This is a genomic window from Chitinophaga sp. CF118 (assembly GCF_900112615.1).
Lineage (GTDB): Bacteria > Bacteroidota > Bacteroidia > Chitinophagales > Chitinophagaceae > Chitinophaga.
In genome coordinates, this window is record NZ_FOMK01000004.1 from 219,450 (window position 1) to 242,054 (window position 22,605).

The following is a 22,605-nucleotide window of genomic DNA, read 5'->3' on the forward strand; positions in this document are numbered from 1 at the left end:
TTATTGCTAATTTCATGATGCAGATCATAAAAAGAGTATAAAATACAGTTGAACAGAAAATATTCTTCATATTAAGATTTTAATAATTTGAATAAGAGAAGAGATCAATCATCATTTTATCAATTAAATCCCTGGTCATGAAAATTGTAATAATAGGTAATGGCATGGTGAGCTACAAATTTTGTGAAAAAATTATTGCCAAAGCGCCAGCCGGGACCTTAGAAATAGTAATTTTTGGGGAAGAACCCCGCCCTGCATACGATAGAGTGCATTTAAGTGAATTCTTCTCCGGGAAAACAGCAGATGATCTCCTGCTGGCTCCGGCTGATTGGTATACACAAAATAATATACGTTTACATCTCGGCGATCCTGTTCAACAGATTGACAGAGTGCATAAAACCGTTCACTCCTACAAAGATATTACGGAAACATATGATTACCTCATCATTGCTACCGGATCATCTGCATTTGTTCCTCCTATTCCGGGGGTAGACAAAAAAGGCGTATTTATATACCGTACCATCGAAGACCTGGAACTGATGCGGGACTACGCTCCCAAAGCTACCAGGGGGGTAGTAATAGGCGGTGGCCTGCTGGGACTCGAAGCTGCTAAAGCGCTGCTGGACCTTGGCGTATCTGATACCCATGTGATAGAGTTTGCTCCCAGACTGATGCCCCGGCAAATAGATGATAACGGCTCCCGCATGCTACAGCATAAGCTGGAAAGCCTGGGACTGCACATCCACACAAATAAAAATACTGCCGCCATACTAGGCGAAGATGATACCATCTCTGCTCTCCAGTTTGCAGACGACTCCATCCTGGAGGCTAACATGCTGGTAATCTCTGCGGGGATTAAACCAAGAGACGAACTAGCGAAGTTATGCGGACTGGAAACCGGTCATCGTGGAGGAATCGTTGTAAACGACCAGCTCCAGACTACTGATCCCTCCATTTATGCTATTGGTGAATGCGCCTTATATAATGGTATGATCTATGGCCTGGTTGCTCCCGGCTATGAAATGGCTGAAGTGGCGGCTACCCATATTACAGGTGAACATAAAGCCTTTACAGGTTTTGATATGAGCACCAAATTAAAACTGATTGGGGTAGATGTGGCTAGCTTCGGCGATCCGTTTGCTCCGGCAGACACTTCCCGGACTATCGTATTTGAAGATAGCATGAAAGGTACCTATCAGCGTATCAATATTTCCGGTGATGGCAAACTGCTTCTGGGCGGGATTCTCATTGGTGATGCTGAGGCCTATAATATGCTGCTGCAAACAACTAAAAATAAAATTATCCTCCCTCCTAACCCTGAAGATCTCCTACTGGGTGCAAGGGGTGGTAATACCGAGTCCGGTGCTGGGGTGATGAGCCTTCCTGATGATGCATTGATCTGTAGCTGTGAGAGTGTGAGCAAAGGTGCTATCTGCGAAGCGGTGGAAGCTGGCAACGAAACACTGAATGCGGTAAAGAAATGTACAAAAGCAGGTACCTGTTGTGGTGGTTGCGTACCCATGGTGAAAGACCTGATAAGCGGTACCATGAAAGCACAGGGCAAATACATCCGCAATGTGGTGTGTGAACACTTTGCCTATTCCCGCCAGGAACTGTTCGACCTGATAAGGATTAAAGATATCCGCTCTTTCGATGAGGCACTGGATCATTATGGTCATGGAGATGGTTGTGAGATCTGTAAACCAGTAGTGGCTTCTATCATGGCCAGCCTGTGGAATGATATGATCCTTGAAAAAGGAAATGATACCGTACAGGATTCCAATGACCGCTATCTTGCTAATATCCAGAAAGGTGGTACCTACTCTGTAGTGCCCCGTATTCCAGGTGGTGAGATTACACCGGAAAAACTGCTGGTGATTGCACAGGTTGGACTGAAGTACAACCTCTATACAAAAATTACCGGCGGACAAAGAATAGACCTGTTCGGTGCTCACCTCAGCGATCTTCCTTTCATATGGGAAGAACTAATTGCTGCGGGCTTTGAAAGCGGCCATGCTTACGGAAAAGCATTACGTACTGTTAAAAGCTGTGTAGGCTCTACCTGGTGTCGTTTTGGCCTTCACGATAGTGTGAGCTTTGCCATCCGGATAGAAGAACGATATCGCGGACTTCGGGCACCGCATAAAATCAAATCGGCTGTATCTGGTTGTATCAGGGAATGTGCGGAAGCACAGTCAAAAGACTTCGGCATCATCGCTACAGATAAAGGATGGAATCTCTATGTAGGTGGTAATGGTGGTTCCAAACCACAACATGCTATTCTGCTGGCGGCTGACCTGGACAGTGATACCTGTATCCGTTACATTGACCGCTTCCTGATGTTTTATATCAAAACTGCGGATCCGCTTACACGTACAGCTACCTGGCTCAATAAGCTGGATGGTGGTATCAACTATCTGCGTAATGTAGTCGTGAACGATAGTCTGGGTATTGCCGAACAACTGGACAATGAAATGCAGGATCTTGTAGATAAATATAAATGTGAATGGAAAGAAGTGGTGGAAAATCCTGAACTGCGTAAACGTTTCAATCACTTTGTAAATGCACCTGGTGATAAAGATCCTACTATAAAATTTGATCCGCTGCGTGAACAGAAAAGAGCAGCTGAGTGGAAATAACTTTAAAAATGTCAACTATGTCAACCAATAATTGGTTCTACGCCTGTAAAGTTTCAGATGTGCCTGCTAACGGAGGAGTATGTGTTAAGTATGGAGATGAACAAATAGCCCTGTTTCGTTTTGCAAGACGGGATGCCTGGTATGCTACGCAGAATCTTTGTCCGCATAAACAACAGATGGCATTAAGCCGTGGTATGACGGGCACACAGGAAGGGGAGCCTAAAATAGCATGCCCCTTTCATAAAAAAACATTTTCTCTGGCAGATGGACGATGCCTGTCGGACGACACGGAGTGCGGTATCACTACCTATCCAGTAAAAGTGGAAGAAGATCTTGTCTATATTGGCATATGATAATGATTTGGTAACTTGGATATAACACCTCTATTTAAGTTACTAAATCCGCTAATTAAAAATCAACCAAAATGATGAACAAACACTTCCTGGGAGGAGCAGTTGCTATTCTTATCTGCATGCTATCTTATCAAAACGGCCAGGCACAATTTACACTGGGGGCACAATTAAGAACAAGGACAGAATTAAGGGACGGACAAGGATCACCATTACCACTGGGCAATCAGCCAGCTATTTTCACATCACAGCGTAGCCGCCTCTCGGCTGGATTTACAGGCTACCGCTTCAAACTGGGACTAACAGTACAGGACGTACGCGTATGGGGACAGGACGTATCAACAATCAACAGGACCACAACACAAGACAACAACGGATTTATGCTGCATGAGGCATGGGCAGAAGTCATGTTGCTGGATACTGTGGTAAAGAACAAAAGCCTCAATCTCAAAGTAGGCAGACAGGAATTAGTGTATGATGATGGCCGCCTGCTGGGCAACCTCAACTGGTTACAACAGGCTCGCCGGCACGATGCAGCAATACTAAAATATGAAAGCAAATCATGGATGCTGCATGTAGGCGGGGCTTTTAATCAGAACAAAGAAATGGCGGCAGGTACTATTTATACTGCCACGCCTCCAGGTGCTTACACCGCTAATACAAACGGCGGCAGTCAGTACAAAAGTCTGGAATTCCTGTACCTGGGTAAAAAACTACCTAAGGGTAATGTATCATTCCTCTTCCTGGCAGACCAGTTCAACAAGTATCACATTGACAGCGTGAACAATGTGGCTGTAAAAACATGGGATCAGGGCACCTACAACCGTGCTACTACAGGACTGTTTTTCACTAACCAGTTTAATAAACTGAGCGTAACCGCTTCTGCTTATTACCAGTTCGGCAGTAATGCCAGTGGACAAACATTAAGCGCAGAACTACTGTCGGCATCATTTCAATACGCGCTCTGTAATTCATTCAGCGCAGGTGCTGGTGTAGATTATACTACCGGTGGATTATCTTCTTCCGGTAAAACCAGCAAAGCATTCGATCCTTTATATGGCGCCCCACATGCCTTCTGGGGACTCATGGATTACTTCTATGCTGCTAACGGTTTTGGTAACAAAGGACTGCAGGACTACTATATCAAAACGAAACTAAAGGCAGGTCCGCGGTTCCTGTTAACCGGAGATGTACATGAGTTCTTCTCTGCCAGTGCCATTCCCGGTGGAGCTACCCGGAGGTTTGGTACTGAAGCAGATCTTGTAGGAACATTTGCTCTTACTAAAATCATCAGTTTCGAAGCAGGCTACAGCCACTTCTGGAATACAGCTTCTTTAACCGCTGCAAGTGTTAAAAATGTAACGAACGCGCAAAGCAACAGTAACTGGGCCTACCTGACAATCTTAATTAAACCAGAATTACTGTTGAAATAATAACAACCAAAAAACTAAATTCTTATGCCAGCAATCAGTAGTAATCAGCCACTTACCAAACTGCCACTTTTTAGCCTGAACACAGTGCAAATGCGAACATTCCATACTACCTGGTTAATGTTCTTTGTATGCTTTTTCGGATGGTTCGGACTCGCACCACTGATGCCGACCATTCGCGTAGACCTGGGTCTTACCAAATCGCAGGTAGGAAACATTATTATCGCCTCTGTATCAAGCACTATCATAGCCCGCCTGATCATTGGTAAATTATGCGATACATGGGGACCGCGAAAAACGGCGGTGCGATTACTGATTGTTGGCTCTATACCTGTTTTCCTTGTAGGCTTGTCCAAAGACTACACCACCTTTCTGCTATTCCGTTTAGCCATCGGAATAATAGGTGCGTCTTTTGTGGTAACACAATTTCACACCTCTATGATGTTTGCACCCAACATCAAAGGAACTGCGAATGCTGTTACCGGTGGATGGGGTAACCTGGGTGGAGGTGTTACTAATATGGTGATGCCCCTGATCTTTGCTGCTATCGTTGGTTTCGGCTACACAAAAGCAGAAGCATGGAGATATGCCATGATCGCTCCGGGTATAATGATGCTGATAGTTGCTTTCCTTTATCAACGTTATACCAAAGATACTCCTGCAGGGAATTATGATGAAGTGGGGTATAATAAAAACAAAACAAAAACAGACTGGACAATCCTTGCAGACTGGCGCATATGGGCTTTAACCCTGGCCTATGGTATGTGCTTTGGAATGGAAATAACTTTCGACAACGTTGCTTCTCTTCATTTCACAGATACCTTCCATCTTTCCCAGAGCAGTGCAGGTTTTTGGGCAGGCATCTTCGGATTCATGAACATCTTTGCCAGGGCATTCGGCGGTATCGTTTCTGATAAAGTAGGAGCACGTTTTGGCATGAAAGGAAAAGGTACCCTGCTCGCGGTAGTATTGCTGCTGGAAGGAATGGGATTATTATTATTTGCACAGGCAGGAACACTTGTATTAGCTATCATATCTATGCTCAGCTTTGCACTGTTCCTCAAAATGGCCAATGGTGCAACTTATGGTATTGTTCCTTTCATCAACGAAAAGAATGTAGGACTCGTTAGCGGTATTGTAGGTGCCGGCGGAAATCTCGGCGGTATGATGTTCGGGTTTCTTTTCAAATCCGAATCCATCTCCTACGTACAGGCATTCACATATATAGGCTGGATAGTGATTGCGGTCTCAGTGATCGTAATGCTTACAAGATTCATTAAAAAACCTGTCGCAGTGCCAACAAAAATACCTGCGCAGGTAGCATTTGCAGATTAACATGCCAACTTCATTTAAGACAACCTGCTGTTATTGCGGTGTTGGTTGCGGGATTATAGTGAATAAGGACAGGCAGGGAAAACTGCATGTGGAAGGAGATAAAGATCACCCTGTAAATAAGGGTATGCTTTGCTCCAAAGGGATGAACCTGCATTATACCGTCATGGATACAGGTGACAGGCTACTCTATCCTGAAATGCGCTATAACAGGTATATGCCGCGTCAGCGCGTATCCTGGGACCAGGCACTGGAAAGAACCGCCGCCGTATTTACACAGATTATTCAAAAGTATGGTCCGGATGCAGTAGCTTTCTACGCATCCGGGCAATGCTTAACAGAAGAATATTATGTAGTCAATAAACTCATCAAAGGTTTCATTGGCAGCAATAATATTGATACCAATTCCCGTCTGTGTATGAGCAGTGCAGTAGCTGCTTATAAAATGTCGTTGGGAGAAGATAGCGTACCGGGGAATTATGAGGATCTTGAACTGGCCGATTGCATTTTTGTAGCCGGTGCCAATCCGGCATGGTGCCATCCAATTTTATGGCGCCGGATAGAAGCTGCTAAAGCAGCAAATCCTGCATTGAAGATCATCGTCAGCGATCCACGCATTACACAAACCTGTGCGCTGGCAAATCTGCATCTGCAATTACATCCCGGTACGGATATCGTACTACATCATGCTATAGGCCGGCTGCTTATAGAACAGGGAGCTACCGATCATACTTTTATCACACAACATACCGAAGGATTTGCCCGTTATAAAGAGACGGTAATGCAACGCAGTCTCGCCAGTGCAGCAGCTATATGTGGAATCACAGAAGAGGCGATCATGGAAGCAGCGATGTATATCAGTAAAGCGAAACGTTTTATGACGCTGTGGACCATGGGATTGAACCAGAGTTCTGTAGGTGTCCACAAAAACCTTAGCCTGATAAACCTTCATCTCATTACCGGTCATATAGGAAAACCAGGATGTGGTCCCTTCTCCTTAACGGGTCAGCCGAATGCAATGGGCGGGCGTGAAGTAGGTGGATTATCTAATCTGTTACCCGCTCATCGTCTCATGGATAACCCGGCACATCGCAAAGAAGTACAAACCTTCTGGGGAAGTGGTCCACTTTCAGAAAAGCCGGGATTAACAGCAACTGAAATGTTCGCCGCTTTAAACAGTGGTAAACTGAAAGCCATCTGGATCCTTTGCACCAATCCACTGGTAAGTCTTCCCGATGCAAGACTCGCAGAAGCAGCCCTGCAGAAAGCTAAGTTTGTAGTGGTGCAGGAAATTTCTTCCAAACCAGAAACACTGCAATATGCTGATGTAGTCCTTCCAGCTGCAGCATGGACTGAGAAAGAAGGAACTATGACCAATGCTGAGCGCCGCATCAGTTACTTACAGAAGGTGACAGATGCCCCTGGAGAGGCATTGCCAGATTCGGAAATCATTTGCCGCTTTGCACAAAAAATGGGTTATCATGGTTTCTCATATGCCAATGCTTCAGAAATTTATGATGAACATTGCCGCCTCACTGCCGGTACTAACATAGATGTGAGCGGATTGAATTATACATTACTCAAAGAAAAACGTAGTGTACAATGGCCATATCCCAAAGATATTTCTGGCAATGGTACACCACGTCTATTTACAGATCACCAGTTTTATACTGCTTCGGCCAAAGCAATTATTCATTCTTTCGATGATGAAAATACATCTGTTCCACCAGATGCCGACTACCCGCTAATCCTTACCACCGGCAGGATACGTGATCAATGGCATACGATGAGTAAAACAGGGAAAGTGAGCAAACTGAAACAACATATCCCCGCTCCTTTTCTGGAAATACATCCGGACGACGCAAAAGACCGTAAGATAAAAGCAGATGATATTGTAGAGATATATAACGTTAATGGTGCTGTGCGGGTAAAAGCACAATTGAGTAACACGATTAAAAAGGGAGTGGTATTTCTTCCTATGCACTGGGGGAAAACACTAAACAACGATCTGAACAGAGCAAATAATCTTACACATACCAGGCTGGATCCCATCTCCAAACAACCTGATTTTAAATATTCAGCAGTACAGGTACAACCCTATAAAAAACCTCAGCAAAAAATTGTAATCATAGGCGCAGGCGCAGGTGCCTGCGGATTTGTAAAGTCTTACCGGCAGCTGAATACAACAGATGAAATCACCGTGTTCAGTAAAGAAGATCTCCCCTTCTATAACCGCGTAATGTTACCTGATTATATCAGTGGTACCCAGCAATGGGAACAACTGGTAAAAATGACAGATGATGAAGAAACAAACTTCGATATTACCTTACACCGTGGAGTAAGTATTCTGGAGATAGACAGAGAAAATAAAACGGTGACTGATAGTAAAGGGCAGGTACATACTTATGACATCCTGTTAATGGCAATGGGCAGCAGAGCTGCTACGCTCAAAGATACACCTCCATTGCCAGGCATATTTACCATGCGTAATCGCCGGGATGCAGATGCCTTCGTCAAACATATTGATCCTTCTAAGGGAAAAGTGATGATAGCGGGAGGTGGACTGCTAGGTATAGAACTGGCATCGTCCCTGCGTGAAATGAATATAGACGTAGCAGTTATACAGCGTACATCTAAACTGATGGACCGGCAGCTGGACGGACTGGGAAGCCAGCTGTTGTATGAAGAGCTGACAGACCGCGGCATAGAAATCTTATATAATGATGAGATAGAACGCTTCACAGGTTTAAAACAACTTGATGGCATACGGCTGAAAAGTGGCCGTCATGTGGCTTGCCAGGCAGTGGTACTTTCTATTGGTACCGTACCGAATATAGAACTGGCACAAGCCAGCGAACTATCCTGTAACCGCGGGGTGGTTGTAAATGAATACCTGCAAACCAGCGATCCTGACATCTATGCTATTGGTGAAATAGCTGAATTCAATGGCACCCTGTATGGAATTACCGCAGCAGCAGAACAACAGGCAGCTGTAGTTGCCCGTTATCTCAGCGGTGATATTACCGGTTATTACCAGGGATCGCTTTTTATGAATATCCTGAAGATGCATGGCACAGATCTCTGCTCTTTAGGCACAATAGAAACACCGGATGACCCTGCATATGAAGAGGTCATCTTCATTGATAAATCAAAACGTTATTACAAAAAGTGCCTGATCCATAACGACCGGTTAATAGGTGCTATCCTGATTGGTGACAAGTCCGAATTCCTGGAATTCAAAGATCTGATCAGTAACAAGATAGAACTCTCTGATAAAAGACTGGAACTTTTAAGATCAGGTAAAAAGGGTGAGCCGGTAATTGGTAAGCTCATATGCAGCTGTGGCAGTGTGGGTGAAGGTAATCTTACGGCGAAAATTAAAGAAGGCTGTAATAGCCTGGAGCAATTATGTCAGTCCACCGGTGCGGGCATGGGCTGTGGTAGTTGCAGATCGGAAGTGAAGGCATTATTGGAAAAGGCAATACCAGGGAAGAAGAAAACAGATCATATGCAGAAAGTATTTTAATCGTTGGGATTGATTATCAGGAATAATTTATAAGAAACGATAAAATACTATCAGGGAAACATGGTAAATTGGAATAAAACCGCATAAAATCCTCCCGAAAAGGTCCATAGTAAGGGGCCAGACGGAGTTGAGATAAATTCATCCTTCGTTCATCCTTCGTTAAAAAACGAAGGATGAACGAAGGATGAATTTATCTCCTGACTGTATTTTATCTCTTGCATTCCCGGATTATTTGTAAAGAACAGGAAGAAATATCTTATGTTAAAGCAAACGCAAACGATTAGTATAAACTTCACCGGAGGGATCATCTCTCCAGGTTATCTCCATACAATTCTGGAGATAGCAGGAGAAGCACGTGTAAAACAGGCGCGTTTCGGATTACGGCAGCAATTACTACTGGACGTACCTGTTAAACAACTGGCAACATTTGAAAAGGCTTGCAAAGAACAAAAGATCATTTACGGATCTGGTCCCAACATCACCAGTTCCTATCTCACTTCCGGCATTTTTAATACTGATACATGGCTAACCGAAGGCATTTACAAAGATGTTTTCGATATGTTTGATCATACACCTTCCCTGAAGATAAACATCTGCGACAGCAGGCAAACCTTTACACCATTCTTTACAGGACATATCAACTGGATTGCTGCCGGGCAGCCACACTACTGGTATCTTTATATCCGGTATCCTAAAACAGGCGCACTGTTTGCATGGCCGGAACTGATCTATACGAACAATATAGGTGAAGTAAGCCGTTGTATCGAATCATTATTGCCAGGCGAAAATGAACAGCTTTACACACAGGTGAAAGCACAGATTGAATACATGAGCCGTCCAAAAGATCATGAACTGGAACAGCCTAGCTTTCACCTCCCCTACTATGAGGGTTTCAATAAACACGATAATCATTACTGGCTGGGGATTTACCGGCGGGATGAAGAGTTCTCCGTTCCTTTCCTGAAAGATATCTGTACTATCTGCCTGGAAACCAAGACAGGACAACTCTATGCTACATCCTGGAAATCGCTGATCATCAAAAACATAAAGCAGGAGCACCGGCGTCTCTGGGATTATATTCTGGGTAAATACAATATCAACGTACGCCATGCTGCCAATGAACTGAACTGGCAGGTGGAAGATAACAGTGAAGATGCACTCGTACTAAAACGCCACATTATCAGGTACTTCGACAGTGCCGACGTAAGGACCTACGGTTTATGCTTTGGTATACGCCTAAAACCGGGGAATAGTTGCTTTGGCTCCATTATTATCAACAAACAGGAAGCCAGGCATAAAAGCCGTTTAAAAGGCCTTCAACGGTATGATATTCTGTATACTCCGGATTTCCAGCCTAATTCTGGTTCACTTATCCCTTACAGAACAGATGTGGCCAAGGAATACCTGGGCCCTTATATTACAGCGCTTTGTAAACATTTTTATGAAAACAGCCATGATCCGCTTAGTATCACGCAACAGGCTGTTCCTACAGTAGTGCAACCGGAGAAATGGGTACATCAGTGCAAACATTGCCTGACCATTTACGATGAAACTGTGGGAGATCCGGGACAACAAATTCCAGCTGGTACTTCGTTTGCCGACTTACCCTCCGGTTACTGTTGCTCCGTTTGTGAAGCCCCGTTATCTGATTTTATACCGGTAAATATTGCATCATCTATTAATATCACATCTTAACATTTTCTTTGCACTTCGCGCATAGCCTGAACTACAGTAACTTATACAGGAAGCTCCATCCTGGTAATCATTAAAACGATTAAAACAAGTGCTAAAACGTTATAGAACTACAAGATTAAGTCTTATTTTTGCGCTGCAAATCGTGTAAAAAAAATAATATGTCTCCTAAATCGGCGCCTGACATCGTTTTAATCGGTGCAGGCATAATGAGTGCAACGCTGGGTGTTCTGTTAAAAGAATTGCAACCGGAACTGACCATTGAAATCTTTGAAAGACTGGATATGATTGCCGGTGAAAGCTCAGATGCATGGAATAATGCCGGAACAGGGCATTCTGCTTTCTGTGAACTTAACTATACTCCAGAGAAGGCCGATGGTTCTATCGAAATAAATAAAGCAATGAAAATTGCTGAATCATTCGAAGTATCCAAGGAGTTTTGGTCATTCCTTGTACAAGAGGGCTGCATACAATCTCCGGGAAGTTTTATACAAAGCGTTCCTCATATGAGCTTCGTATGGGGCGAACAGAATGTAGAGTATCTTAAAAAGCGCCAGAAAGCGCTGGAAAGTAACCACCTGTTCAAAGGCATGCAATACTCTGAAGATCCTGCCGTATTGTCTGAATGGATTCCCCTCGTAATGGAAGGCCGGGACCCTGCAGAGAAAGTAGCTGCTACCCGTATGGAGTTGGGTACCGATATCAACTTCGGATCGCTGACAAGATCATTGATCAATTACCTGACAGAACAAGATGGTGTACACTTACATCTGAATCACGAAGTGCGAGACCTGGAGCAGGATGAGGATGGGAAATGGCGATTGACTGTGAAAAACCTGGAAACAGGCAAGAAAAGAAAGCTCTTTACAAAATTCATATTTATAGGTGCTGGTGGTGGTTCACTGCCTCTACTGGAGAAATCAGATATTCCGGAAGGAAAAGGCTTTGGTGGCTTCCCTGTAAGCGGCCAATGGTTAATCTGTAAAAATCCGGAAGTGGTGGAAAGGCATGCTGCCAAAGTATATGGCAAGGCTTCGGTTGGTGCGCCACCGATGTCCGTTCCTCACCTGGATACCCGCATGATCGATGGCAAAAAAGCGTTGCTGTTTGGTCCTTATGCCGGCTTCTCTACAAAGTTCCTGAAAAAAGGTTCCTGGCTGGATCTGCCTAAATCTATTAAATTCAATAACATCCGCCCTATGCTGGCGGCTGGCCTTGATAACCTCCCACTTACAAAATACCTGATAGACCAGGTACGTCAGTCACCCGCAGAAAGACTCGAAGCCTTACAGGCTTTCCTGCCTACAGCAAAGATGGAAGACTGGGAACTGGAGTTTGCAGGTCAGCGTGTACAGGTGATCAAAAAAGATCCTGAACTCGGTGGTGTACTGGAATTTGGTACTGAAGTAGTAAGTGCGGCAGACGGCTCTATTGCTGCATTGCTGGGGGCTTCCCCCGGTGCATCTACAGCTGTTTCAATCATGCTGGAATTACTGGACCGTTGCTTTAAAGAACAACTGGCTACTCCTGAATGGAAGGACAAACTGTTGCAGATGATCCCTTCATATGGCCAAAAACTGGCTGATAAACCTGCTCTTTGTGATCAGGTAAGAGAATGGTCCAACACAATATTAGAATTGAAAAAAACAAGCGTTGTAGCTTAACTAAATAAAAAAAGCGGCTGTCGTACGATAGCCGCTTTTTTCATTAACACACAATCCATTAATTAAGATCTGAAACACGCTGCACCCATTTAATACTATACAAATAATTAAGAACCGGATCACAGATATACTGTCTTATCTTCTCAATACTAATCCCCGCAATAAAGACCAGCACAGCCAGTAAAAAGATCGAAGCAAACAACGCTATATCATTATGCACCGTATCCTGAACATACACCATCACATGATCCCTTAAATAAAGGCACACATCCCTTTGCTCATGAAACAGGTAAGTTCCGAATACAAGCCCCGCAATGCTGTTTATCAGACCGCTCCTGATACTGATATTCTTAAATGTGTAAAACAGGAAAACTGCGGATAGGATCATCACCGGGTTATTGTAATTATAAACAGCCCAGGTTATCTTAGGTTTTCCGAAGAGATATAAACCGTACGCCATTGCAAAGATCAGCAGGGAACAGCAGGTATACCATAACCAGGCATAATCTACTTTCTTCACATAGTTCCGGCAGTAATGCGCCACAGCATAAATAAAGATAAAGTTATAAATACCAAACCCCCTGTCTGAAATAAAATTGCCCATAACGAACTTGATATGTGCCAGGATCAGCAGAACGATTATCATACAAATAAGCTGCTTTTGATTCATCCCTGCCAATCCTTTATTGAGCATGGGAGATAAAGCATACAACGTTAAATAAACAGGAACAAACCACCAGCCTTTATAGAGAAAATAAAAGGTCATGGCGAATCCTTTAATACTCCATACATTCAATCCCAGCCATACAAATATGAGGTACAGCAGAATGGAATAAAAGAGACATTGGATGAGAAAAGAAATAAGCACTTTTATTTTAAACTTTATTTCAAAGTATCCTGAAATAAATACGTATGTATTAACAGCTACAATTATGAAACTATTTAAAAGAATCTGGAAAGTAGTGGATGACATGGGAGTATAAGTTCCTGAACCCAGTTCCCGCAATTTTAATCCCCTGGTAACAAGATGATGTACAATGATCATAAACATTAACACGATGCGGAGTAATTCAATGTTTGAGTCCCTTTGTACTTTTTCTGATTTCATAATTTAATTCTTTTACTGTTTCTGCCTATACATACAATCCGGCACCAGTGATTTTTAAAAACATCCAAAAGCGTAAAAAAATAGGGGATATAGATATATCCCCTTTGTTTTAACCTTATCTTATTGTTTCTAAGAGAAATTTTACCGTACACCGTTCGGTTTATATGGTATCCGTACCACTACTACCACATTCTTTTCCTGTGCTGCTGTGATTTCAAAATTACCATCATGCAAAGCTGCCAGGTAAGACATCAGGTAACAAATGGGTTGGTTTAATAATTCACTATCAGTAACGCGATGTTCATGCGCGGATGATTTAAATGGAGATGAAAAAATATAGTTAGCAAAAAAATGTCCTCTGATTTCAAAATAGCCTTCTTCAAAACTAAATATCAGTCTGGGTAACTGGTAAGTAGATGAATGCCTGTTCATCCAAAAGAACAGATTTAATATTAATTGCCTGATTACAAATTCATCTATAAAAGCATCTGCGGTCCCCTTGTTCTGTTGCAATTCCACTGCCGGAGATAACAGCTTTGTATAAGGCTCTTCCCGGATAAACTGGGTCAGAAAGAAATGAACATTAGTCATCTTCCTCTTAAGCACAAATGATTGGCTCAGAATTAGTTGAATGATGCGTACATTCTGCAACTGAAAATCCAATTCTATTACTTGTGATTTAATGGCCTCTGCCTGCCGGGTAATCTTGCCGGGCACAGCTTTCCCATCATAGAGCGCAATCAGCTCAACGCTGGAAAGAATACTTGATATAATAGATTTCAGCTCGTGAAAGATATCGTCTGCAAGCCGGTTATTATCAAGAAATTTATTTGCAGTTACAGAAGTTTTCATTTTCGTCGCTGGTTTACAGGTCCCCGCCTATTAAAGATAGATATTCCCGACTTAACCGCTGCCGGAGCGCAAATGTAACATTTACCATTCTTTAATTCTGCTCAATTATGCTACTTATACTAGTACAAAATTATCAGAAAGCGTTTTTATCGCCTCGAATCGTGTTAAATACAGTCAAAAAGATTATCCGCAAGTCCAAATATACAGACCAGTTCTCCATATACCAGATATCATGTTCGATACGTTTGCGCAGATGCACTTCTTCTGTAATCTCTCCACGGTAACCATTTACCTGTGCCCATCCTGTGATACCTGGTTTCAGAAAATGACGGATCATATACTTCTGAATAATCGCAGAATACTCCTCTGTATGTTTCAGCATATGTGGGCGTGGTCCTACAATAGACATATCTCCTACAAAAACATTCAGGAATTGCGGCATTTCGTCCAGGTTGGTCTTACGCAGTATGCGTCCGATCTTCGTGAAACGACGGTCGTTCCTGCTGGCCTGTTTATTATTGGCATCATTGTTCACATACATACTTCTGAACTTCAGGCAGCGGAAAGTTTGATTGTTCCGGCCGGTACGATGCTGTATGAAGAAGATGGGGCCACGGGATTCCAGTTTTACCAGAAGCGCCAGTAATGGAATCAGCCAACTTAAAATAAACACCATTACAAAGGCACTGAACATAATATCAAAAACCCGTTTTCTGATCCTGTTTGCAATATCATCCAATGGTTCCGAACGTAATGAGATGATAGGAATGTTATCCAGGTAATCTATGTAAATCTGCCTGTTTACAAACATTCTGAAATCCGGCACGAAACGGAAACGGATAAAATGCCGCTCTGCTTCATGTGCCAGGGTGTACAGGTAAGGAAACTGTTCCGGCGATAAAGTGGAATAGATCTCCCTTATATTATTGGTCTGCGCATAAGTAACACACTCTTGTAAATTGCCAATCACCGGGTAAAAAGATAACTCATGCACATTACTTGGTTCTTCAAAATATCCTTCAAATCTGAGGTTACTCTTTCTGCCCAATAAATTATCTACCAACTGTTTCGATAAATCATTATATCCTACTATTACTACTTTCCTTTCAATTTCCTTACGACGCAGAATGTAGTTGGTGAGCATATAAAAAAACAACCTGTCTATGAGTGCCACCGCTATAAAAAGTAAACAATAGGTAACTATAAATATCCGGTTATAAGCCTCTTTGTAAAGGAATACAAACAAGAGTATGAGTAGCAGGTAGTATAAAACACTCTGAATCGTTTTGCGTGTAATCCTTTCGTACGACAACTGCTGACTCATGAAATAGATCCCTGTGGTATATAATGCAATTGCCCATGAAATATTAGAAGCCAGTAAAAAAGCATCTCTGTTTACATGCACAGGTACACTAAACTGTTGCATCCAATACTGTGTAAAAAAGAAAAATCCATTCAGGCTGATAAAATCAAACACCAGTATCTGGATACTGCATATTTTTAAATATCTGTTCAGCATATATTAAATGTTAACTAACTATTATCCTATTACCGCTTCTTCGAATCTTGACATTATTTTCCCTACCGACAGGTAGGTTTCCGCATATAACCTGCCATTCCTGGCCAGTTCTGTCGCATTATCATTCATTGATCTGATGATACCTTCATTCAATGCTTCCTGATTTTCTGCATCCACTACAATCCCCATATTATGTGTACTCACCAGCTTATGCAAACTTGTACCGTTGTTGGCCGTAACCAGCGCCAGTCCACCCACAGCAAGGATAGTAGTCAGTTTGGACGGCATTACTAAATCACTGGCATTTCCTTTTTGAATCACCAGGTGTACATCCGCCATATTCAGGAAATGATTAAAGCGCTCGAAAGGCTGCAAAGGAAAAAATATGACGTTCTGCAATCCCATATTTGCAGCAATGTGCTGTAGTTTCTCTTTATAAGGCCCTGAACCACAGATCAGGAACTTTAACCCGGGCTGATCTTTCAGGCTGTCTGCTGCATGCAGAATAGCCTCCAGTCCCTGTTTTTCACCAATCGCTCCCGAGTATAACACAATCTTATCTGTTGGGGCAAAACCGTATTCTGTTTTTAATGACATCCGTTCTGCCAGCGGATGGAATAACGAAACATCCACCCAGTTTGGAAAAAAGAAGATCTCCTTACCGGCCTTCTGCTGTATCTTACTCATCATACCATCAGAGATACTGCTTACCATATCTGCCTGCTGAAGGATGTAACGTTCCAGCCCGAACAATACTTTGATAAGTGCAGGAGATTTAATCATGTTGAGATCCCGTGCTGCTTCTATCTGCATATCCTGTACATGATACAATACCTTTGCGCCACGTAGTTTCTTATACAGTACTGCGAGCAGGCCCAGATGAAAAGGAGGTACTACACTGATCACCACATCAAATTTTTTGCGTGGCAGCAATTGCAGCAGCTTGAAGAATGCAGATACTGCAAAGGAAAAGTCCAGCAGCATTCTTGTTTTACCCGATGGCTTTGCAGGTACATACTGCGGACACCTGTATACAGTAATCTTTCCCAGCCATCCTTCTTCACGGATCAATTCCTTCTTATACCAGTTTCTGTTTTTATCATAAGGAGGCTGTACTTTCCACTGCGGATAATATGGATAACTGGTAATAACGGAACAATCATAACCGCCCGCGGCCAGCCACCGGATCATCTCACCGTTGTATTTTCCAATACCGGTTTGTTCAGGTAAAAAGTTTCCTCCAATCAGTAATAATCGTTTTGCCATATTTATTCGGTGATCTCTCTTTTACGTACATGAATAGCAGGGTTACCTGTATAAATACTCCATGCTTCCAGATTTTTTGCGGCCACGGATTTCACCGTGAGTATTGCATGCGATCCACAAACGATACCCGGGCATACTACAGATTGTGCACCAATCCATACGCCGTCCTCAATCTTTATTCCACCAAGTCTGTAAGGAAAATCACTTTTCTTGTAATCATGATTACCGGTTAACAACATAGCGCCCTGGGAAATACAAACATGGTCTCCAACATTCACCATATCAAGGTTATCAATCCATACGGATTCCCCTATCCAGCAATGTTCTCCAATACTTAACCTCCAGGGATATTTAATTCTCACTTTAGTTTTGATGATGAGCCCTTGTCCAACAGTAGCACCAAAAGCACGTAGCAGCCATCTTTTAAATCCATATGGCCAGGGAAAGACACTATCGAAAATGTAATAATTCACCAGGAACCAAATTCCTTTTTTCCATGCCGGACCGGCGGTATAGTTACCTACACTGAATTTGGACAGATCTGTATTCATTGTTTGATTAAATAATTATTCACTCAAAAAGCTATAGGCCCTTTTACATATATAAAACCCGATGGCGGCACCTGCAGTATTAAGTATTACGTCATCTACATCTGCCACGCCCAAACCTGTACAATACTGCACTGTCTCTATAATCAAACTCAGTATACAGGCCATAAGGACTACCATCCAGAACTGTTGCATCCGAAAAACCAATATGGCAATGAAGGAAACAGGGATAAACAGCGCAATGTTTCCAAAAATGTTCCCCAGGAAGTTGAACCAGTGTATGAACCAACTACTGCCGCGTGCATACGAAATGTCATTTAGTGAATCAACAAACGGATGAATCCGTAAGCGGCTTCCCAGCGGAACAATATGTTCAAACCTCAGTGGGTTCAGAATTACCACACATAACAACAACAGAAGATATCCTATCGTCACGCTTATCTTTAAACTCCTTCTCGTCATATTTAATTTAAGTAAGGATAATATTGTAATCATCCTTTAATAAGGCTATCATATTCTCCTTTCGCTTATCACCATTCAGCTTCAATTCAAATTCTGCCAGATTCACATCCACCAGTAAACGATACCAGTATCCCTGCATAAAATGAAAGATGAATCCATAATAACCATCCAGGAAACCCAAACGGAGAAAATACCGGTATCCGAAATAGAAAGAGGCTCTCATACCCGGCGACATGCCTGCATATACTTTCTCTTTCAGAAAACGTTTTGTTTTGGCCTGTGTTCCTTCTCCCTCTAATAACCGTTTATCTGCCTGCAGTAAACCATACTTGATATTAAGAAGATCTACCATTTCCCGAATGGCGTAATTGTTATGCTTGTTCACCCACCAATGAATTGCATTCAGGTTATAATCTACTATATGCTCTTTGTACATGATAGTCCTCCCTTGTGAGAGTACAATATGTTCATCCATCCACCGCTGTTCAATACTGCCTATCTTATTGCGCCAGATGCGAAGCAGCGTATGCGGATAAAAGCCTCCGTAACGGATCCATTTTCCTTTAAAGAGTACTTTACGACGGATATAAATTCCACTTACATCTTCCGGCATTTGTGTAATGCGGGTATTAATCTCCTGTATTAAACCGGGTTCCAGATATTCATCTGCATCCATACGCATCACCCAGGAAGCTTTGCTACCACAGTTATCCAGCCCCCATTGAAATTGCTGTGCATAATTTACCCAGGCATGTTGTAATACCTTTGCTCCATGTGCCTCCGCAATCGCCACTGTATTATCTTTTGAAAAAGCGTCGATAATATAGATCTCATCCGAGATCTGACGCATGCTTTGCAGGCAACGGGCCAGATGTTTTTCTTCGTTATAAGTAAGAATGATAACCGCTATATTCATCTGTTAGTTCGCGTTTGTGCTTTGATATAGTTTCACATAATCTCCTGCCAGCTTTGCTTCATTAAAATCATGATCAATCACTGCCCTGGCACGTGACGTAATGCTATTACGTACCTGCTTGTTGTTATATGCCTGAGTCAGTTTCTCCCTGATCTCTGCCACATTTTCGATCCCCGTAATCCAGCCAAACCCATTCTGCTGTACATAATTAGACAATCCTACATTATTGCTGATGAACACTGGTGTACCTACATACAATGATTCAATGACTACGATAGCAAAATTCTCATTCAGCGAAGTCAGTGCAAACAGATCAGAGCCTGCCAGGAAAGTGAACTTCTCTGCTGAGTTTTTCCATCCTGCCCATTCCACATGATCTTCCATTCCCAGGTCGACAACCATCTGTTTCAGATATGCTACATAGTCTGCATCTCCGGAGCCTCCAATCTGTAACCTGTAAGGAAATGTTACGCCAGACAGTGCATGCAATAATATATCGAGTCCTTTTTTAGGATCTATCCGGGAGAGAAAGCTAATGGTAAAAACAGGGCTTTCTTTTCTAGCATATTCACCCGATGGCAGATCTACCAGGTTAAAGATTTCAGCACCTTTCCAATTGGTATTGATTTGTAAACACTCATTCCATTCCATCCGTGAGGATACGTGCAGATAAGTATTTCTCAGTAACTGCTTACCTATCACTGCATGCAGTACTTTTTTCTTTGCCTGGTTGTTTGCCGTCAGCACGTAATCACAAAACATACCATGCGGAGATAATACCGGTTTGATTCCTCTCAACCGGCACATCAATGCTGCTCCTAATACCAGGAAGTTCCACCAGGAATGAATGTGAATTACGTCATACTGTTTAGCAGTAGCCCAGGTATGCGCCATTAAAGAAGGAGAAATATGCGTATGATCGCCGGTGATCCGTTTGAAATATTGAACGGTTACACCATCTACCATCACTGGTTGTTTAACAGGTACATCCAGTTCTGCTTTACCGTTGGCCGTTGTTGTATACACTGTTACTTCATGTCCAAGTTGTACCAATCTTTCTGCCAGTCGGGCAATCACTACAATCGGACCACCATAGATAAATGCGGGCTTATAAGAAGGCGCTATAAATAAAATTCTCATTCCTATGCTTTTATATTAACCAATTCCCTTTCTCTTACCAGGGCTGGCGTCTTCTTTCGTTTTAATAATAAAGGCAGTACTATCTTCTTCTGAAACTGGATCTCCAGTAAATAAGCCATTAACAGAGTTAGTACAACAAATACCAGCCAGGACAACAACCCGTCGTGCAGCACGAATTTCACACCCCTCAGCAAAGGCACATGCACGATGTAAATACCATATGATACAGGCGCCAGTATAGCCAGTGGTTCCATCCATGCAAAATGCTTCAGCGATAACCATTTTTGAGCCGCCATCCACAATATGGCAAATACAATAGCAGCAGTGAAATGACGAATCTCAATAAAAGGATGCAGCCCTATACTATTGTTACTACTGCTGATCTGTTGGTAGCTGCCAGCCACATAACCTCCCAGTGCTATCAGCAGCACCAGCATGCCCCATGCAAAAGGACGAATACGTTCCGTAATAGTTGATTGTGCAATTGCTGCACCTAACCACCAGATAGGCAGGTAAAATAAAGTGAGGTATGCCTTACCGGGATAAAAGGAAAACAGGATGCCTGCAGCCAATGCGATCACAGTTACGATGACCAGGTTCCTGTTGAAGTTTTTAGATCCTGCTATCGCGTAAAAAAGATAAAACCACGCTTCATATCCCAGGCTCCACAAGGGGTCATTATCTCCGAAAGTAGCATACCCTATTCCCGGCTTCTGTAACTGCGAATCCTGTAGTCCAACAATATTGTAGAAGAAGGTAGCCACATCCATATGTGCTTGTTGTGCACCTGTAGCGATATTTAAAACAACACTCAGCAACATTACCAGGATAAAGATGGGATAGATTCTTACAAACCTTTTCCATAAAAAGTCTGCCCTGTCAAATCCTTTCTTCACGCTGTAATTATAATGGATCACGAAACCACTCAGCAGGAAAAATAAGATCACTGCTTCCTGCCCGAAAAGCAACAATGGTTGTATGGCATGTGGCAGCATTTGCCGTGAGTGATGTAATACTACATAGATAGCAGCTACTCCCCTGCACACTTCCAGTGGCCACAGTTTGTTCTCAGCTTTCATATGGCAAGAGGTTTTACATGACGGATCGCATTAACGGCATTATTCGTCATTGAGTCCATAGTCAGTTCTGTTCTTACATATTCACGCGCATTCTTTCCCAGTCTTTCAATCTCCTCATTTGTAATTTGCGCCAGTCCCGTGATACAGCTATCCATATTCTCAAAGATCATCCCGTTGTGTGCATGTTGTATATAACTGTATTCCACACATTGCATCACAGATAAAGAACGATTGAATGTAAAAACAGGCTTCCCGTAAGACATGGCTTCCACAACCGATAATCCTACCCATCCGGGCTGGAAATAGATATCTGCCATACTAAACAGTTCACTCTTGATCCTTCTGTCGTATAACGCTCCAAAATCATGTACATTATCATACCCTGAAAAGTCAGGCTTTAATTTACCATCGCCAATAATCACGAAAGCAAATACTTTGGAAGACATATTCTCTATGAGATCTACCAACAGATCCACACGTCTGCCAGGTTCATTGAAACGCGCGCAGTAGATTAGAATCCGTTCCTGCGGGATTTTATATTTATTGCGTAGCACTTCTTTATCTGATAATTCCATCTGCAGTATCTCTTCCACACCGGAGATTGTATTATTTAAAGCATGCCCGTTAATGCGGGGTTTGAAGGTCTTCCATACGGACAGTTCTTTTTTTGTGTAGAACCATACGCCATCAGATAATGCAATCATCCATCTTAACAGGATATGTGGATGCTTTTCTTCGTGTACATATCTTTTCACAGAGATCCCGTGTCCCCACAATACAATCTTCTGTTTTATAAATGGTTTCAAAAACAGGATCAGCCAGGTGCTAAGATGTCCGAAATTCAGCATTAATACCAGCACATCGTATTTCTTATTCAGCAGCGGAAAAGGATTATACAATACCCAGGGACCTTTCATAAAAGATCGTAACTGAATGATCTTCGTCTCGCCTTCTTTGAAATCATTTTTTTTCATGTCTTCCTGTTTCTCATAACAGAACAGGTCTGTTGGCATTTGCTGCCTGAATGAGTTGAAGAATTCCTCCCGGTAATGTGGTATAAACGGTTGCAATATGGCGATCAT

At 42.7% G+C, this 22,605-nt stretch carries 17 protein-coding genes; 7 read left to right on the forward strand and 10 right to left on the reverse strand.

The window, feature by feature from the left end; translation table 11 throughout:
• The first annotated feature begins 137 nt into the window (after positions 1-137).
• The 7 genes from nirB to BM176_RS17230 all read left to right on the forward strand — a co-directional run bounded on the left by nirB (position 138) and on the right by BM176_RS17230 (position 12,633).
• Complete coding sequence (nirB, locus tag BM176_RS17200; RefSeq protein WP_090105272.1) at positions 138-2,639, forward strand: nitrite reductase large subunit NirB; 2,502 nt, start codon at positions 138-140, stop codon at positions 2,637-2,639.
• A gap of 17 nt (positions 2,640-2,656) precedes the next feature.
• Positions 2,657-2,992: a nitrite reductase small subunit NirD gene (gene nirD, locus BM176_RS17205; protein WP_090105273.1), complete on the forward strand. Its 336-nt coding sequence runs from the start codon at positions 2,657-2,659 to the stop codon at positions 2,990-2,992.
• Positions 2,993-3,063: 71 nt separating this feature from the next.
• The gene (locus BM176_RS17210; RefSeq protein ID WP_255373534.1) at positions 3,064-4,422 is read left to right on the forward strand and encodes an alginate export family protein; all 1,359 of its coding nucleotides are present in this window, start codon (positions 3,064-3,066) and stop codon (positions 4,420-4,422) included.
• Between the two features lie 24 nt (positions 4,423-4,446).
• Positions 4,447-5,754, forward strand: a complete 1,308-nt coding sequence (locus tag BM176_RS17215) for an MFS transporter (RefSeq protein WP_090105275.1) — start codon at positions 4,447-4,449, stop codon at positions 5,752-5,754.
• A gap of 1 nt (position 5,755) precedes the next feature.
• Positions 5,756-9,277 (forward strand): nitrate reductase, encoded by a 3,522-nt coding sequence (locus BM176_RS17220; protein WP_090105277.1) that lies wholly within the window; start codon positions 5,756-5,758, stop codon positions 9,275-9,277.
• A 258-nt stretch (positions 9,278-9,535) separates the two neighbouring features.
• A complete protein-coding gene (locus BM176_RS17225) occupies positions 9,536-10,972 on the forward strand; it encodes a rubredoxin (protein ID WP_090105279.1) in 1,437 nt (478 codons plus the stop codon).
• 128 nt (positions 10,973-11,100) lie between these two features.
• On the forward strand, positions 11,101-12,633 hold the full coding sequence (locus tag BM176_RS17230) for a malate:quinone oxidoreductase (protein ID WP_255373535.1): 1,533 nt from the start codon (positions 11,101-11,103) through the stop codon (positions 12,631-12,633).
• A gap of 58 nt (positions 12,634-12,691) precedes the next feature.
• On the opposite strand, the gene BM176_RS17235 is transcribed toward BM176_RS17230, so the two are convergent.
• The 10 genes from BM176_RS17235 to BM176_RS17280 all read right to left on the reverse strand — a co-directional run bounded on the left by BM176_RS17235 (position 12,692) and on the right by BM176_RS17280 (position 22,605).
• Positions 12,692-13,741 (reverse strand): acyltransferase family protein, encoded by a 1,050-nt coding sequence (locus BM176_RS17235; RefSeq protein WP_090105283.1) that lies wholly within the window; start codon positions 13,739-13,741, stop codon positions 12,692-12,694.
• A gap of 141 nt (positions 13,742-13,882) precedes the next feature.
• Complete coding sequence (locus tag BM176_RS17240) at positions 13,883-14,593, reverse strand: hypothetical protein (protein WP_090105285.1); 711 nt, start codon at positions 14,591-14,593, stop codon at positions 13,883-13,885.
• Positions 14,594-14,726: 133 nt separating this feature from the next.
• Entirely contained in the window at positions 14,727-16,112 is a 1,386-nt protein-coding gene (locus BM176_RS17245; protein ID WP_090105287.1) for an undecaprenyl-phosphate glucose phosphotransferase, read from the reverse strand.
• 21 nt (positions 16,113-16,133) lie between these two features.
• Positions 16,134-17,378 (reverse strand): WcaI family glycosyltransferase, encoded by a 1,245-nt coding sequence (locus BM176_RS17250; RefSeq protein WP_090105289.1) that lies wholly within the window; start codon positions 17,376-17,378, stop codon positions 16,134-16,136.
• 2 nt (positions 17,379-17,380) lie between these two features.
• The gene (locus BM176_RS17255; RefSeq protein ID WP_090105291.1) at positions 17,381-17,929 is read right to left on the reverse strand and encodes a WcaF family extracellular polysaccharide biosynthesis acetyltransferase; all 549 of its coding nucleotides are present in this window, start codon (positions 17,927-17,929) and stop codon (positions 17,381-17,383) included.
• A 15-nt stretch (positions 17,930-17,944) separates the two neighbouring features.
• The gene (locus BM176_RS17260) at positions 17,945-18,388 is read right to left on the reverse strand and encodes a VanZ family protein (RefSeq protein ID WP_177230436.1); all 444 of its coding nucleotides are present in this window, start codon (positions 18,386-18,388) and stop codon (positions 17,945-17,947) included.
• A gap of 7 nt (positions 18,389-18,395) precedes the next feature.
• Complete coding sequence (locus BM176_RS17265) at positions 18,396-19,304, reverse strand: glycosyltransferase family 2 protein (RefSeq protein ID WP_090105295.1); 909 nt, start codon at positions 19,302-19,304, stop codon at positions 18,396-18,398.
• A gap of 3 nt (positions 19,305-19,307) precedes the next feature.
• Positions 19,308-20,444, reverse strand: coding sequence for an XrtY-associated glycosyltransferase XYAG1 (locus tag BM176_RS17270; RefSeq protein WP_090105297.1), 1,137 nt, complete (start codon positions 20,442-20,444; stop codon positions 19,308-19,310).
• 2 nt (positions 20,445-20,446) lie between these two features.
• Positions 20,447-21,523 carry an acyltransferase family protein gene (locus BM176_RS17275; RefSeq protein WP_090105299.1) on the reverse strand — a complete coding sequence of 359 codons (1,077 nt, stop codon included), beginning with the start codon at positions 21,521-21,523 and terminating at the stop codon, positions 20,447-20,449.
• Positions 21,520-22,605 carry a glycosyltransferase gene (locus BM176_RS17280; protein WP_090105300.1) on the reverse strand — a complete coding sequence of 362 codons (1,086 nt, stop codon included), beginning with the start codon at positions 22,603-22,605 and terminating at the stop codon, positions 21,520-21,522. The genes BM176_RS17275 and BM176_RS17280 overlap by 4 nt, the downstream gene beginning before the upstream one ends.